Origin of the sequence: Nocardiopsis salina YIM 90010, from assembly GCF_000341025.1 — a bacterium.
GTDB classification, from domain to species: domain Bacteria; phylum Actinomycetota; class Actinomycetes; order Streptosporangiales; family Streptosporangiaceae; genus Nocardiopsis; species Nocardiopsis salina.
Genome location: NZ_ANBF01000232.1, coordinates 1 through 14,819 on the forward strand (window position 1 = coordinate 1; position 14,819 = coordinate 14,819).

General features: G+C 70.2%; 12 protein-coding genes and 1 pseudogene. 7 read left to right on the forward strand and 6 right to left on the reverse strand.

Annotation, left to right across the window (positions count from 1 at the left end):
* Positions 1 to 99 precede the first annotated feature (99 nt).
* Positions 100 to 1,416: an ABC transporter substrate-binding protein gene (locus tag D474_RS0125375; protein WP_083931996.1), complete on the reverse strand. Its 1,317-nt coding sequence runs from the start codon at positions 1,414 to 1,416 to the stop codon at positions 100 to 102.
* A 318-nt stretch (positions 1,417 to 1,734) separates the two neighbouring features.
* Here D474_RS0125375 and D474_RS0125380 point away from each other — a divergent pair, with 318 nt between their 5' ends.
* The 3 genes from D474_RS0125380 (at position 1,735) to D474_RS0125390 (ending at position 4,910) form a co-directional block, all read left to right on the forward strand.
* Entirely contained in the window at positions 1,735 to 2,859 is a 1,125-nt protein-coding gene (locus D474_RS0125380; RefSeq protein ID WP_017616292.1) for a Gfo/Idh/MocA family protein, read from the forward strand.
* Between the two features lie 50 nt (positions 2,860 to 2,909).
* On the forward strand, positions 2,910 to 3,797 hold the full coding sequence (locus tag D474_RS0125385) for an NAD-dependent epimerase/dehydratase family protein (RefSeq protein ID WP_017616293.1): 888 nt from the start codon (positions 2,910 to 2,912) through the stop codon (positions 3,795 to 3,797).
* A 78-nt stretch (positions 3,798 to 3,875) separates the two neighbouring features.
* Positions 3,876 to 4,910: a LacI family DNA-binding transcriptional regulator gene (locus tag D474_RS0125390; protein ID WP_017616294.1), complete on the forward strand. Its 1,035-nt coding sequence runs from the start codon at positions 3,876 to 3,878 to the stop codon at positions 4,908 to 4,910.
* 28 nt (positions 4,911 to 4,938) lie between these two features.
* Here D474_RS0125390 and D474_RS0125395 read toward each other — a convergent pair.
* The 5 genes and pseudogenes from D474_RS0125395 to D474_RS0125415 all read right to left on the reverse strand — a co-directional run bounded on the left by D474_RS0125395 (position 4,939) and on the right by D474_RS0125415 (position 11,077).
* Positions 4,939 to 6,016: pseudogene (locus D474_RS0125395) on the reverse strand (mandelate racemase/muconate lactonizing enzyme family protein).
* A 16-nt stretch (positions 6,017 to 6,032) separates the two neighbouring features.
* Positions 6,033 to 6,941, reverse strand: coding sequence for a sugar phosphate isomerase/epimerase family protein (locus D474_RS0125400; RefSeq protein ID WP_017616296.1), 909 nt, complete (start codon positions 6,939 to 6,941; stop codon positions 6,033 to 6,035).
* A complete protein-coding gene (locus tag D474_RS0125405) occupies positions 6,938 to 8,098 on the reverse strand; it encodes a dihydrodipicolinate synthase family protein (protein WP_017616297.1) in 1,161 nt (386 codons plus the stop codon). The genes D474_RS0125400 and D474_RS0125405 overlap by 4 nt, the downstream gene beginning before the upstream one ends.
* A complete protein-coding gene (locus D474_RS0125410; protein ID WP_017616298.1) occupies positions 8,095 to 9,249 on the reverse strand; it encodes a Gfo/Idh/MocA family protein in 1,155 nt (384 codons plus the stop codon). Before D474_RS0125410 ends, D474_RS0125405 begins: the two co-directional genes overlap by 4 nt.
* A gap of 559 nt (positions 9,250 to 9,808) precedes the next feature.
* Positions 9,809 to 11,077: an ROK family protein gene (locus D474_RS0125415; protein ID WP_017616299.1), complete on the reverse strand. Its 1,269-nt coding sequence runs from the start codon at positions 11,075 to 11,077 to the stop codon at positions 9,809 to 9,811.
* Between the two features lie 574 nt (positions 11,078 to 11,651).
* Between D474_RS0125415 and D474_RS30070 the strand changes: the two genes are divergently transcribed.
* The 4 genes from D474_RS30070 (at position 11,652) to D474_RS0125430 (ending at position 14,799) form a co-directional block, all read left to right on the forward strand.
* Positions 11,652 to 12,602, forward strand: coding sequence for an extracellular solute-binding protein (locus tag D474_RS30070; RefSeq protein WP_051051123.1), 951 nt, complete (start codon positions 11,652 to 11,654; stop codon positions 12,600 to 12,602).
* Positions 12,587 to 12,946, forward strand: coding sequence for a hypothetical protein (locus D474_RS30670; RefSeq protein ID WP_051051124.1), 360 nt, complete (start codon positions 12,587 to 12,589; stop codon positions 12,944 to 12,946). The genes D474_RS30070 and D474_RS30670 overlap by 16 nt, the downstream gene beginning before the upstream one ends.
* 281 nt (positions 12,947 to 13,227) lie before the next feature.
* Positions 13,228 to 13,899, forward strand: a complete 672-nt coding sequence (locus tag D474_RS0125425; protein ID WP_449289374.1) for a carbohydrate ABC transporter permease — start codon at positions 13,228 to 13,230, stop codon at positions 13,897 to 13,899.
* 30 nt (positions 13,900 to 13,929) lie between these two features.
* The gene (locus tag D474_RS0125430) at positions 13,930 to 14,799 is read left to right on the forward strand and encodes a carbohydrate ABC transporter permease (protein WP_051051126.1); all 870 of its coding nucleotides are present in this window, start codon (positions 13,930 to 13,932) and stop codon (positions 14,797 to 14,799) included.
* Positions 14,800 to 14,819: the final 20 nt, after the last annotated feature.

Here is a 14,819-nt window from a genome sequence, read left to right on the forward strand (position 1 = left end):
CGGGCAGAGGGCTTACGGGCCCGCCGCTTGACATAGAAGCGTCCCCGACCCAAAACCGACCATGAGGGGGCCGACCGGGCCGGACCGGCGCTCGACGGGTCAGGGGCCGGACGGTTCCGTGGCGTCCTGGACCTCGGAGGTGAACTGTTCGCTCGCCTGGTCCGGGGTGATGTCGCCGAAGCCGAGCGCCTCGATCACGCGCAGGTTGATGTCGACGACCTCGCCCGCGCCGACGGGCTGGGGCGGATTGCCGTCGATGACGGAGTCCTCGATCGCGTCGATGAACTCCGCGGCCTTGGTGTCGGCTTCCCCGAGGTCGTCGGCGATCGTGTCCCGCACCTCCAGGTTCGGGGGGATCCCCATCTCCCCCTGGGTCACCTCCGCGGCCGCGGGGTCGTTGAGCAGGTGGTCCACGAACTGCCCCGCCTCCTCGGGATGGTCGCTGCCGGCCGCGACCGAGTAGTAGATGCCCGGCTTGTAGAAAAGCCCGGTGCGCTCGTGTTCGGTCTCCCCGGGCATCCGCAGCAGTTCCAGATCACGCCCGGCGGCGGCTTCGATCGCGACGAGCTGGTTGCTCCAGAAGAAGGCCATCGCGCCCTCGTTGAGCCCCACGAGGGACTGTTCGGGCCCGGCTGCGGTCAGTTCGACGCTCCGGGACGCGCTGGGCTGGACGCCCTCGTCGACGAGGCGCTCGTTGAATTCGTACCAGGAGGTCAGGGTGGTGTCGCTGTAGGCCGTGTCTCCGTCCTCGTCGAAGAGGTTCTCGCCGTGCTGGCGCGCGTAGACCTGGAAGACGTTCTCGTTCGCGGGGCTCTGGGTGCCGTAGACCTCGCCGTCGGTGGCCTCGGTGATCTCTGCGGCGGTCTCGGCGTACTCCTCCCAGGTCCAGTTCTCGTCGTCGGGCATCTCGACCCCTGCCTCTTCGAACGCCTGCGGATCGGCCACGATCGTCATGGCGTTGACCCCGCCCACGGCTCCGATCGTCCCGTCGTCGGTGTCCCCGCTCTCTGCGACGAGCGGGTCCAGGTCCGTCAGGTCGACCGTGTCCAACTCCCCGAGGTCGGCCAGGGCACCGCGGTCGCCGTACTCACGCAAGTAGGCGTCGTCCTGCATGATGATGTCGGGTGAGTCGTCGGCCGCGGTGTTGGTGGCCAGACGGTCCCAGTAGTTGGCCCAGTCGGTGTAGTCGCCGGTGACGCTGATCCCGGGGTTGTCGGCCTCGAAGTTCTCGATGACCTCCTGGAGCGCGGCGTGCCGGCTGTCAGAGCCCCACCAGGAGAAGCGGAGTTCGACCGTGCCGTCGTCCCCGTCCCCGCAGGCGGTGGCCAAGAGCGCGAACACACCCCCTGTGGCGACCGCCCGGAGGAGCGGATTGCGGCGGTGTCCCGGCGGGTGTGCGCGGAGTCGAGGTGGCATGGGGGGTCCCTCCGGTCGAAGGTTTGGTAAGCGCTATCCCTTGTGGGTGTGCAATTTCTACCCCTGCCACACGACGACGTCAACGGGGGGAACGACTCCCCACTCTCCGGCGAACCCTCCCCTCAGCCGCTCGGACACCCCGATTCAGGGGCCACTTCGGGCGCAACCGCCGAGCCGCACAAGTGACGGCAACTCTTGCCCGAGCCTCGGTAACCGCTTACCATCCAGTCCGTGCAACATGGCCACACCCCTCAGCCCCCGTCCCCCGACACCGACCCACGCAGCACACTGCCACCGGACCCCGTACCGGTCCTCCTGGTGGGCGTGCACGGCTACGGACGCGTGTACCTGCGTTCACTCCTGACCCTCGCGCACAGCGGGGCCATCGACCTCGCGGGCCTGTGCGACCCGCGCCCGCCCGGACCCGACGACGACCTCGAGGGCCACGGATTCCTCCCCTGCTTCTCCGACCTGGACGAGGCCCTGCGGCACACCGGCGCCCGGATCACCGTGGTCGCGACGCCGATCCACACCCACCTGCCCTTGGCGCTGACGGCGTTGCGGCACGGCTCCCACCTGATGTTGGAGAAGCCCGCCACACCCTCGCTCGAGCAGTTCGACCGGCTCACCGAGGCCCTGTCCGGTTCCGGCCTCGTGTGCCAGGTCGGTTTCCAGAGCCTGGGGTCGGCCGCGATCGGTCGGGCGCGCCGGCTCGTCGCCGAGGGCGCCGTGGGCGAGCTCCGCGGTATCGGGACGGCCGGAACCTGGAAACGCACCTCCGCCTACTACGAACGCGCCCCCTGGGCGGGACGGCGCCGCATGGACGGCGCCGACGTGGTGGACGGTGCGCTCACCAACCCGTTCGCACACGCGGTCGCCACGTCTCTGGCCCTGGCCGGGGAGGGCCACCGCGCACCGCAGCGGACCGAGGTCGAGCTGTACCGCGCACACCCGATCGAGGGTGACGACACCTCGTCCTTGCGCCTGCACACGCGCTCGGGCACCCCGGTCACCGTGGCTGTGACCCTGTGCGCCTCCGGGGACCCGGCCCCGGAACTGGCCGTGCACGGGGACGCCGGGCGCATAGAGCTGTCCTACACCGAGGACCGTCTCACCCTGCGCCGCGAGGGACAGGACCCGCACACCGAGGCCCTCCCCCGGGCCGACCTCATGGGGAACCTCGTGGCGCACCTGCGCGACGAGGCTCCGCTGCTGTGCCCGCTCGAGGCCACCCGGGGTTTCGCGCACGTGGTGGAGGCCGTGCGCACCGCACCGCCACCCCGCCCGATCGGCACCGAATACCAGGAGGTGTGGCGGGAGAGCGGCCACACCCACCGGACCGTGCACGGGATCACCGGCCTGATCCGCCGCAGCGCCGAGTCCCTGGCCCTGTTCAGCGAGCTCGGGGCCCCCTGGGCGCGATCGAACGCCTCCGCGATCTGACCGGCCTGTCCCCCGACGGCCCCTGCCCGGGGCCCGGAAAGGAGCGCTCCATGCGCGTACTCGTCACCGGCGGCTCCGGACGCCTCGGCAGCAGCACCGCTGCGGTGCTCGCCGCCCGGGGCCACGAGACGGTCTCGGTGGACAGTCGGCCCGGCCCCGCGGCTCCGGGTGTGCAGCAGCGCACCGCCGACCTGCTGGACGCGGGGGCGCGCGGGGACCTGTTCCGGCGGACCGCCCCCGAGGCGGTGGTGCATCTGGCGGGGATCGCCGTTCCCTTCGCCGAGCCGGACGATCGGACCCTGACCGTGAACGCGGCGCTGGCCTGGTCGGTGTTGTCCGAGGCAGCAGCGGCGGGAGCACGGTGTGCGGTGGCGGCGTCGAGCCCGACCGTCTACGGGTACAACCGTCCTTCGTGGTCGCCGCTGTGGTTGCCCCTGGACGAGGCACACCCGGTCGCGCCCTGGCACGCCTACGGGTTGAGCAAGGCGGTGGTGGAGGAGACCGTGCGCACGCTCGCACGCAGCGGCGGGGACTGCGTCCTCAGCGCCGTGCGGCCGGGGTACGTGATCACGCCCGAGGAGTGGGCCGGGGCGCTCACCCAGCAGGGGCACACCGTCCGTGAGCGGCTCGAGGACCCGTCCCTGGCGGGTGCGTCGTTGTTCAACTACGTGGACGCCGAGGACGCGGCCCTGCTGTTCGCGTTGATCGTCGAGAACCCCGACCGGGTGCGCAACGGCGGTGTGTACAACGCCGTGGCCCCCGACCCGCTCTGGCCGGGTCCGGTGGACGCGCTCGTCGCGGATCTGCATCCGGGCACGGCTCCCTCCGCCGGGTCCCTGGCCGACGGCCGGGGTGTGTTCTCCTCCGAGCGGGCCCGCAGCGAGCTCGGGTGGCGCCCGGAGGGGACGTGGCGTTCCCGGCTCGGTACCGGAGGTTGACGGGGAACAGGTGCACGTACGGGTTCGGTTAATGTGGGAAACGATTTCCCATCACGACGAGCGAGAAGGACGCAGGGGTTGAGTTCGGGGTACGTGACTCTGGGACAGGTGGCCGAGGCGGCAGGTGTGTCCTTGGCGACCGCCTCGAGGGTCCTCAACGGCAGCACCAGCACCCGCCAGGTCGGCGAGGAGCTGCGGGAGCGTGTGACCTCGAGCGCACGGGCGCTGGGATACCTGCCCAACGCCTCGGCCCAGTCACTGGCGCGCAACTCCAGTTCGCTGGTGGGGCTGGTCGTGCACGACATCGCCGACCCCTATTTCTCTTCGGTGGCCGCCGGGGTCACACAGATGGTGGAGGAGCACGGCCTGGTGTTGGTGCTCGGGACCACCGACCGCGCCCCCGGCAAGGAGAGCACGATCCTGGCCGCGCTGCGCTCGCACCGTGCCAAGGCGGTGGTGCTGGTGGGGTCCCGTTCCACCGATGCGGAGAGCACGGAACAGCTCACGCGCGAGATCGAGATGTTCCGGCAGCAGGGCGGCCGTGTGGCGTGTGTGTCGCAGCCGGTGCTGCCGGCCGACACCGTCTGCCCCGACAACCACGCCGGCGCGGCGGAGTTGGCGCGGCGCCTGATCGAGCAGGGGCACCGCAAGTTCGCGCTCCTGGCGGGTCCGAACAACCTCAGCACGGCGCGCGAGCGCATGGACGGTTTCCACTCGGCGCTGGCGACGGCGGGTCTGGAGCCGGACCACCAGGACGTCATGCACGGGGACTTCACCCGCGACGGCGGTTACGCATCGACCGAGAGGCTGATGAAGCTGGGCACGGAGGCCACGTGCCTGTTCGCGGTCAACGACGTGATGGCCACGGGGGCGATCGCTGCGCTGCGCGACCTGGGCGTGCAGGTGCCCGGGCAGCTGTCGGTGGCCGGTTTCGACGACATCCCGACCCTGCGCGACCTCACACCGTCGTTGACCACGGTGCGTCTGCCCTTGGAGCAGATGGGGCGCCAGGCAGCCGAGCTGGTGCTCGGCGAAGAGGAACACGACGAGCCGCGCCTGATCGACGTGCACGGCGAGGTACTGATCCGGGAGAGCACCCGGCCCCCCACCTGACGCCCCGAGGCGGAGGACCTGGGGTCCGTCATCCCGTTGCGCACTCCGGGCCGGTGAAGACCAGGCCGTGGCCGGGCGCGGTCTCGGCGCTGAGCCACCCGTTCCCGATGGTGACCCCGGTCGGTTCGGCCAGGGCCCCCAGGTCCGCGAACCAGGCGTGGTCGATGTCCTCGACCATGGCCACCCGCGGCAGGCACAACGCCAGCTGACCGGACAGTTCCGGGAGCAGGTGCGGAGCCACGGGCACGCTGCGTCGGGCGGCTAGTTCGGCGATGCGCAGGAACGGCGTGATGCCCCCGACCCGCACGACGTTGGGCTGGACCACGTCGCAGGCGCCCTCGTCGAGGTAGCGCTCGAACTCGTCGACGGTGCGCAGGTTCTCCCCCAGCGCGAAGGGCACGTCGGTGCGCGCACGCAGCCGCACGTGGGCCGCCAGGTCCCCGGCCGGGAGCGGTTCCTCCACGAACAGCGGGTCGTACTCGGTCAGGTGTTCCAGGGCCCGGACGGCGCGCGGCACGTCCCAGCGCTGGTTGGCGTCGACCATCAGCAGACCTTCCGGGCCGAGGAGTTCGCGTACCGCGGCGACCCGTTCCAGGTCCCGACCGGGGTCGGCCGACCCCACCTTGATCTTGACGGCGTGGTGCCCGGCCCCGGTCCAGGAGCGCACCTGCTCGAGCAGGTCAGGCAGGGTGCGGTCGAGGTTGACGCCGCTCCCGTAGGCGGCGACCCGGTCGCGGCGCCGGCCGAGGAGGGCGACCAGCGGGAGCCCGGACGCTCTCGCGGCCAGGTCCCACAGGGCGATGTCCACCCCGGCCAGCGCCATGAGGGTCAGCCCGCTGGTGCCGGCCTCTCGCAGGGACCACAGGAGTTCGTCCCACAGGCACGGGTGAGCGCGGCGGCCCTCCAGCAGCGGAGCCAGGTCGCTTGTTGACCAGCGCCTCCACCGCGGCGCCGCCGACCACGGGTGTCCAGGAGAACCCGGTTCCGCTCACGCCGTCGTCGGTCTCGACACTGACCACGACCACGTCGTTGCGGTCCACGCCGCCGTCCCAGACCCGGTGCAGTCCGAGCCTGCGCAGGTACGCGCACACGCGGGTGACCCTCATGGCTGCCCACACCTCCTCAGTGCACGTACTGGACGTGTCGGCGCACCATCGTGTCGATGACGTCGTCGCTGTCGGCCGCCCAGATGTCGGCGTTGAAGATCTCGACCTCCACGTCGCCCTCGTAGCCGGCGCGCTGCACGGCCCGGTGCAGGGAACGCACGTCGATGTGGCCGTCGCCGACCATCCCGCGGCCCAGCAGGGGGTCCTCGGGCAGGGGCAGGACCCAGTCGCACACCTGGAAGGAAGCGATGCGCCCGAGCGAACCGCCCCGTTCGATGTGGTGGTACACCTCCGGGTCCCACCAGACGTGGTAGGCGTCCACGACCACCCCGACGGTCTCGGTCGGGAACCAGGTGGCCAGGTCGAGCGCCTGGCCCAGGGTGGACAGCACCGCACGGTCGGCGCAGAACATCGGGTGCAGAGGTTCGAGGCCGAGTTTGACGCCGCGGTCGGCGGCGCGGGGCACGAGGTACTCCAGTTCCCGGGCCACCCGGTCCCGGGTAGCGCGCAGGTCCCGTTCGCCTTCGGGCAGCCCGCCCACGACCAGGACGAGGGTGGCCGCGTCGAGGGCGGCTGCCTCGTCGATGGCTCGCAGGTTCGACTCGCGGGCCTGTTCGGTCAGGGCCGGGTCGGTGAGGAACCCGCCGCGGCAGTAGGAGGACACGCGCAGCCCCGCGTCGCGCACCATGCGGGCGGCGCGTTCGTGTCCGGCCTCCTGCACGTGTTCGCGCCACAGGCCTATGGAGGGCACGCCGGCGCGCAGGCACCCGTCGACGGCCTGGGCGAGGTCGGCCCGCTTCACGGTGGCCTGGTTGAGGGAGAGCCGTTGGATCCGCGCGTCTCCGGGTGCGGGGGTGGGCAGTTCGGAGGACCGGCCGGAGGGGATGTCCACCGGTCGGGGACCGGATTCCGTTTCGGTGTTCACTGCGGCACCCCCGAGACCTCCAGGAGAAAGCGCATGCGGGCGGTTGCGCGGTCGGGGTCGTCCAGGAGCCCGGCGCGGTCGGCCAGCCGCATGACCTCGGCCAGGTGCGGCAGGCTGCGTCCACTGTGCAGGCCCGTCACCATGTGGAAGCCGTCCTGGTGGCCGTTGAGCCAGGCCAGGAACGTGATCCCGGTCTTGTAGTAATAGGTGGGCGCGGCGAACAGGTGCCGGGACAGCGGCACGGTGGGTTCGAGGATCTCCCGGAACCGGGCGGTGTCGCCCTCGTCGAGCGCGGCCAGTGCCCGGGAGGCGGCCGGTGCGATCGCGGCGAAGATGCCGAGCAGGGCGTCGGAGTGGCCCTGTTCGTCCCCCTCGATGAGTTCGGGGTAGTGGAAGTCGTCGCCGGTGTAGAGCCGCACCCCCGCGGGCAGCAGGCGGCGCAGGCGGACCTCGTGTGCGGTGTCGAGCAGCGAGACCTTGATGCCCTCGACCGCGTCGGCGTGCTCGGTGATGAGTTCGGCGACCGGTTCGACGGCGTCGGCCGGGTCGGCGTGGCCCCAGTACCCATCGAGTGCGGGATCGAAGGCGGTGCCGAGCCAGTGCAGGACCACGGGCCGCTCGGTCTCGGACAGCAGTGCGCCGTAGACCCGTCTGTAGTCGGCGGGCCCCTCGGCCGCGGCCGCGAGGGCGCGCGAGGCCATGATCACGGGGGTCGCGCCCGCCTCGGTGACCACGCGGAGCTGTTCACGGTAGGCGTCCAGGATCCCGTCGGTCCCGGGAGCGGTCCGGGTGAGCTGGTCGGTGTTGACTCCGCAGGCGAGGGGGGCCGAGCGTGCCGAGGCCTCCTTGCCGGAGCGGCGGACCAACTCGGCGGTGGCGACCCAGTCCAGACCCATCCCGCGTTGTGCGGTGTCCATGGCGTCGGCGACCCCGAGCCCCTGGTCCCACAGGTGGTGGCGGAAGGCCAGCGTGCGGTCCCAGTCGAGCGCGGCGGGCTCACCGGGAGCGTTGTGGCCGCGGGCGTCGGCGACCACGTGAGCGGCCGCGTAGGCGGTGCGGGTGCGCGGTGCCGGCATGGGAGCGGCCCCGAGCGGGGTTCCGGTGAGGGTGTGGGGGGCGGTCGTGCCGTTCTGCGTGGGCAGGTTCAGTGTGTTCACGTGTTCGGGACCTCGTCGAGGACGATGCGTTCGCCGGTACGGGCCGAGCGCAGACCCGCCTCGGCCATCTGCAGGCCGCGGGCTCCGGAGAGCAGGTCGTGGGGGAAGGGGGTCCCCGCTGCCACGTGGCGCAGGAAGTCCTCCCACTGGGCGCGGAACCCGTTGGGGAAGTCACGGTTGTCGGGCACCTCGGTCCAACCTGCGCGGTGGTCGACGGGGTCGGCGACATCGGGGTCCCAGACCGCCTTGGGGGTGGCCGTTCGGTGCTGGATGCGGCAGCCGCGCAGCCCGGCGACGGCGCTGCCCTCGGTGCCGTCGACCTGGAACTCCACGAGTTCGTCCCGGTCGACCCGCACGCTCCAGGAGGAGTTGATCTGGGCGATGGCGCCGCCCTCGAGGTCGAAGATGCCGTAGGCGGCGTCGTCGGCAGTGGCCTCGTAGGGCTCGCCGTTCTCGTCCCAGCGGCGGGGGATGTGGGTGGCTGTGCGGGCGGTGACGGTTCGCACGGCGCCGAAGAGGTGCTCCAGGACGTAGTGCCAGTGCGGGAACATGTCGAGCACGATGCCGCCGTCGTCCTCGGAACGGTAGTTCCAGCTGGGGCGCTGGCCGGGCTGCCAGTCGCCCTCGAAGACCCAGTAGCCGAACTCGCCGCGCACCGACAGGACCTCGCCGAAGAAACCGCTGTCGATGAGTCGGCGGAGCTTGAGCAGGCCGGGCAGGAACAGCTTGTCCTGGACCACGCCGTTGCGCACGCCGGCCTGTTCGGCCAGCTTGGCGAGCTCGAGGGCCTCGTCGAGGGTCGCAGCGGTGGGCTTCTCGGTGTAGATGTGCTTGCCTGCGGCGATGGCGGCGCGGACCGCGGACTCACGGGCGTGGGTGATCTGGGCGTCGAAGTAGACGGGGATGCCGTCGTCGGACAGCACCGAGTCCAGGTCGGTGGTCCAGCGCTCGATGTCGTGGCGCTCGGCGATGGTGCGCAGCTTCTCGGGTGAGCGGCCGACGAGCACGGGTTCGGGTATCACCCGGGTCCCGTCGGCGAGCTCCACCCCGCCCGCGTCGCGGATCTCCAGCACGGACCGGCTCAGGTGCTGCCGGTAGCCCATCCTGCCGGTGACGCCGTTCATGGCGACACCCAGTGTCTGGACGGTCATGGGTCGGTACCACCTTTCTGTGAAAGCGCTTTCCAGGCTAATCCACAGCGACGCCGCGCGCCAGCCCCAGGATGACCGGATCCGGTCGGCTCCGCGGAAGCGGCGATGACCGGTCGGGGGTCGCACGCATCCCGCCGTATCCCGCCCCGACCGCGGTACCGGTATGAAAGATGGCTGCGCAGGTCGGCCGTACACCGCCCGCTGGCAGGCGATGCCCACCGGCACCGGGGTGTTGGACGACCCGGGCACCGACCAGATCCCCCGACCCTCGCCCGGGGCCGAAACCTCCCACGCGCTGGGCGTCACCGTGGCCGGGGCCTCGGACTCGCCGAAGGGGCCGTTAGGGGCACATGCCCGCTGCCGGCGGCCCAGCATTCCTGAATGCGCTTTCCATCGACGTCGTGGCCGACCAGGGCGGCGTGTGCGGTCTCCGCGCCGAGACCGCGGAGGACTCGCAACCGTCGAGGCGGGCCGCCCCGGCCAGGCACCGCTCCCCCGGTCGGCACACCCGTTCCGGTTCAGGAAACCGCCACTACGGGGCCCGAGAGCCGAACCGCGCTCAGATGACCAGGACTGGGGTGTCCTCCGCCCGAAGACGGGTCACCCGTGCGGGATCGTTCATGACGGCCTCGATGCCCAGGCCCGCCGCCCCGCGCACCGCCGCGTCGGAACCGAGCACGGAGACGGCGACGCGGGGCGGCGACCACCGGGCGGCGATCGTCTGGCGGTGCAGGGCATCGGTGAAGCGATCGACGAGCCAGGGGGCGAGAGGCGCGAAGACCCCTCCCAGGACAACGGTGTCGGGGTCGACCGTGTTCACCACGTTGGCCATCCCCACCCCGAGGTGGTCGGCCGCCCGACCGACCGCCTCGAGCGCCTGCGGCTCCTCACGTTGCAGGGCGGCGACCAGCTGGGAGATCGGACCGGTGGGGTCGCCGATGCTGGTGGTCAGTTCCGCGGGGGACAGGCCCGCGCCGCGCAGCATCGCCTCCAGGCCGCAGTACCGCTCCAGGCATCCGCGCCCGCCGCAGCCGCACGGCTCACCGTGAGGGTCGACGCTGATGTGCCCGATCTCGCCGGCGAACCCCCGGGATCCCCGGTCCATACGGCCTTCGGTGATGATCCCTGCACCGACGCCGATCTCTCCGGAGATCTGCACGAAGTCGCCCCAGTCGCCGCCCCCGCCGAAGGAGAGTTCTCCCAGGGCCGCGAGGTTCGCCTCGTTCTCGACCCGGATCATCTCGGGCCGCAGGTCCAGCCGTTCGGCGAGCATGTCGGCGATCGGCAGATCGCTCCAGTCCAGGTTGGGGGCGTGGAGCAGGTGGCCCTCCGCGACGTCGACGAGGCCCGGCAGGGCGAGGGCGATCCCCACCGGTTGCAGCTCTGCCTCGCGCGCGGCGTTCAGCGCCTGGCCCAGAACCCGGGAGAGCCGGTCGAGCACCGCTCGCGGAGCGCCCCGGTTGTCGGCGCACTCCACCCGGTGGTAGCGGATCCGGTGGCCCAGATCGCTCACACAGGCGGCCAGGTAGTCGACGTTGACCTCGAGGCCGATACTCGCGTGGGAGCCACCGCCCATGTCGAGCACACTGCCCGGGCGCCCGGCGCCACCGTTCGCCCGCACGCCCAGTTCGGTCAGCAGCCCGGCCTGGGTGAGTTCGGCTACGAGGCTGGAGACCGTCGCCTTGGTCAGTCCAGTGGCCGCCGCGAGCTGTGCCCGCGTGGCGGCGCCGTGCGTGCTGACCCTGCGCAGGATCATCCTGAGGTTGTTCTCGCGGACACCGCGCTGGTGCACGGAGGCACCTGTCGGGACGGGCGTGTGAGCGGCCATGGACCCGATCCTCTCCCACCACGAGCGGGACACCAAAGCGCCGGGAGCGCCGCGCGGGCCGGCATGCGCCCTCGAAGCAGATTTCGTTTGGCGCGCGAATGATTGATGCTCCACTCACCTTAAGGCACGCGGCCATCCCGGCGAGCTCCCTGGGCAAGCCCTCGAGGAACGGGGGTGTCCATGTGGTCCCTGAACAGACGGGGGGCCGGACCTCCGCGATCCCGAGCAGGCGATTCTGTTGACCCCACTCTCTTGACACCCGTGTTGCGCCGATATTAGTTTTCTGGCCATACAAATTAGATACATCACACCCCCCGGGGCGGATCGCCTGCCTCCCCCACTTTCGGCCGCTTCACCGGAGGATCCACCGCGATCCCCTCCCCCGCCTTCGCAACGCCTTCGAGACGAAGGCCATCGACCGTGACCGCACCACAGCGATGCGCACTCCCCCGAACCCTCCACCGCACGAGCCAACACTTCGACCAAGACCGTCGCGGTCGTCCCCGGTGACCGTCCAGTCACCCGGGACGCCGTTCGACCTTCGGGATGCCGGACCCGGGAAGGAGGATCAGCCATGGTGAGGCGGTCCACGCGCCGGGAACTGCTGTCCGCGGGCGGAGCGGCCGCTCTCGCCCTGGCGCTCCCCGGCTGCGGATTCGGCGTAGGTGGCTCCCGGACGGAAACGGGCGTCACCGTCTGGGACATCTCCACCGACGGGGAGCAGGACCTCATCAAGGACGTCGCCGCTCGGTTCAACTCACGGCACGACGGGGTTCCCGTCACCGTCCAGTTCTTCCAGAACGACCCGTACAAGAACCGGCTCCGCACGTCCGTGATCTCGGGGACTCCGCCCGACCTGTTCTACGGCTGGGGCGGCGACCAGCTGAAGGCCTTCGTCGACGCCGGAGAGGTGATCGCGGTCCCACCCTCAGTCGACACCGACCGCTACCTCCCCTCCGTCATGGACGCGGTCACGTTCGACGGACAGATCTACGGCGTGCCGAAGGCCGGGACCCAGCCCAAGGTCTTCTTCTACAACAAGGAGGTCTTCGAGGAGCACGCCCTCACCCCGCCCGCGACCTGGAACGAGCTGATGGGAACGGTCGACACCCTGTCCCGGGCCGGCGTGGTCCCCATTTCGCTCGCCGGCCAGAACATGTGGACGAGCATGATGTACCTGGAGTACCTGGTGAACCGGGTGGGTGGACCGGACCCCCTCGACAGGGTGATTTCCGGAGACCCCGGCGCGTGGTCCGATCCGGCCTTCGTCGAGGCGAACGCCATGATCCAGGACCTGGTGTCCGCCGGTGCGTTCCCGGACGGGTTCGCCGCGCTCAACGCCGACACGAACCAGGACACGCAGCTCCTCTACTCCGGGCAGGCGGGGATGATGCTGCACGGCGCGTGGACGTACGGAAACCTCCTGAACGACGCGCCGAATTCGTGGACAACGGACTCGGATGGTTCCCCTTCCCCGCCGTCGAAGGGGGCGCGGGGGATCCGGCGACCGTGGTCGGCAACCTGACCAACTTCTACTCCCTCACCGAGTCGTCGAGCCACAAGGACCGTGCCACGGAGTTCCTCGACGGGGCGGTCTTGGACGATTTCATGATCGACAGGCTCATCGCCATGGGGCTGGTCCCTCCCGTGAAGGCGCTCGAGGACAGGCTAGCGGACGAGGAGAGCTCGGAATGGCTTCTTTTCGTCTACGAGACCGCGAGGGACACCCCGCACTTCGATCTGTCGTGGGATCAGGCATTGGACCCCGAGGCCGCGCAGAACCTGATGACCAACGTGGAGCGCGTCTTCTCGCAGGAGATCACCCCTGACGAGTTCTCGCGGAACATGAACCAGGCCATGGACCTGTAGGCAGCGTTCCCCAACCGACGCCCGCCCGATGTCGTTCCCAGCCCCCGGCCCGAGGACAGGTGAGTCGAGTGGATCACAGACCTGACTGGAAGATATGGGCACTGCTTCTTCCAGCGGTGTCCTTCTTCCTGGTCTTCGCGCTCGGTCCGCTGGTCGCCGCGTTCTACATCAGTTTCCTCGAATGGGACGGGATATCCGACCCCGAGTGGGCGGGGGCGGCGAACTGGACCCGGGCCCTGACCGACCCGGTGACCCTGAAGTCGATACTCCTGACACTGCAGGTGATCGTCCTGTCCTGGCTCATCCAGACGCCGTTGAGCATCCTGCTCGGCACCTTCACCGCCGGCTACCAGCGCTACCGCGCGGTGCTGAGCGTCTTCTTCTTCCTGCCGCTCCTGTTCTCGGCGGGGGGCCTCNTCATCTGGCAGGCGATCCTGAGCCCCGGGGGCGCGGCGAACTCGTTCCTGGAGGCGATCGGGGCGTCCGCGCTCACGGAGCCCTGGCTGGGGAACCCGGACACCGCGCTCTACGCCGTCATCATCGTCATCGCCTGGCAGTTCATCCCTTTCCACACGCTGCTCTACCAAGCGGGTGTCCGGCAGATCCCCACGGTTCTCTACGAGGCCGCCCGTATTGACGGCGCCGGCGCGGTGAGACAGTTCTTCACCATCACCCTGCCCCAGCTCAAATACACGGTCATCACGTCGACGATCCTCATCGTCAGCGGATCCGTGACGTATTTCGACATCATCTTCATCATGACCGGGGGCGGCCCCGAGAACGCCACCCGAATACTGCCGATGCACATGTACACCACCGCGTTCCAGGAAACCCAGATCGGTTACGGGAGCGCGATAGCCATGCTCCTCATCGCGCTCGGGCTCATGTTCTCCCTCGTGCTGCTCAAGATCTCGGGTTTCGCACGCATGGAGAGTCAGGCGGAGGGGGCGTAGGCCGTGGTAACCAAGACCGACATTCGCGACGTGCGACCGACCCGCGACCAGGGCGGGCCGCCCGGCGCCCGCACCCGGAGGAAGCCCACCCCGAGAGCTGTGGTGGCCGCCCTCCTCGGACTCCTCTGGTTCGCGGTGGCGTCGTATCCCGTCTACTACATGCTCGTCAGCAGTCTCAGGCAGCAGGGGGACCACCTGGAGGGCAGCCCCTGGTTGCCGCCCCTCCAGCCGGTCTTCGAGAACTACCTCTCAGTCGTGCGCGGCGGTCTGGGCCTGTACCTGCTCAACAGCCTGTTCGTCGTGGTGCTCTCGGTGGCGCTCATCGTCTTCGTGAGCTTCCTGGCCGCCTACGCGATCACGCGCACCCGCAGCCGGACCGTTCGGCTGGTCTTCAAGACGTTCCTGCTGGGCCTGGCCATCCCGCTCCAGGCGGCGATCATCCCCGTCTACCTGCTCATCGTGCAGCTCGGCCTGTACGACACCCTCTATGCGCTCGTCCCGCCGCAGGTGGCGTTCGGAATCCCACTCACGGTGCTGATCCTGGTGACCTTCATCCGGGACATCCCCGACGAGCTCTACGACTCCATGAAGCTCGACGGAGCGGGGCACAGGAGGATCCTGCGTGACCTGGTCTTCCCGTTGTCGCGTCCCGCGCTGGTCACCGTGGTCATCTACAACGCGCTCCAGGCGTGGAACAACTTCCTGTTCCCGCTCATCCTCACGCAGAGCTCGAACGTCCAGACGGTCCCGCTGGCCCTCCAGCAGTTCCAGGGGCAGTACGGCGTCAACGTTCCCGGGCTCATGGCCGCAGTGTTCCTGTCGACACTCCCCCTCATCCTGCTGTACATCGTCGCCCGGCGGCAGCTCCTCGGCGGGCTGACCGCCGGTTTCGGAAAGTGAGAGATCGGCGGCGTTCCAGA

What these genes read in the sequence shown, in the direction of transcription:
- D474_RS0125375 (WP_083931996.1), bottom strand. Translation starts at nt 1,416, where the DNA reads ATGCCACCTCGACTCCGCGCACACCCGCCGGGACACCGCCGCAATCCG.
- D474_RS0125385 (WP_017616293.1), top strand. Translation starts at nt 2,910, where the DNA reads ATGCGCGTACTCGTCACCGGCGGCTCCGGACGCCTCGGCAGCAGCACC.
- D474_RS0125410 (WP_017616298.1), bottom strand. Translation starts at nt 9,249, where the DNA reads ATGACCGTCCAGACACTGGGTGTCGCCATGAACGGCGTCACCGGCAGG.
- D474_RS0125415 (WP_017616299.1), bottom strand. Translation starts at nt 11,077, where the DNA reads ATGGCCGCTCACACGCCCGTCCCGACAGGTGCCTCCGTGCACCAGCGC.
- D474_RS30070 (WP_051051123.1), top strand. Translation starts at nt 11,652, where the DNA reads ATGGTGAGGCGGTCCACGCGCCGGGAACTGCTGTCCGCGGGCGGAGCG.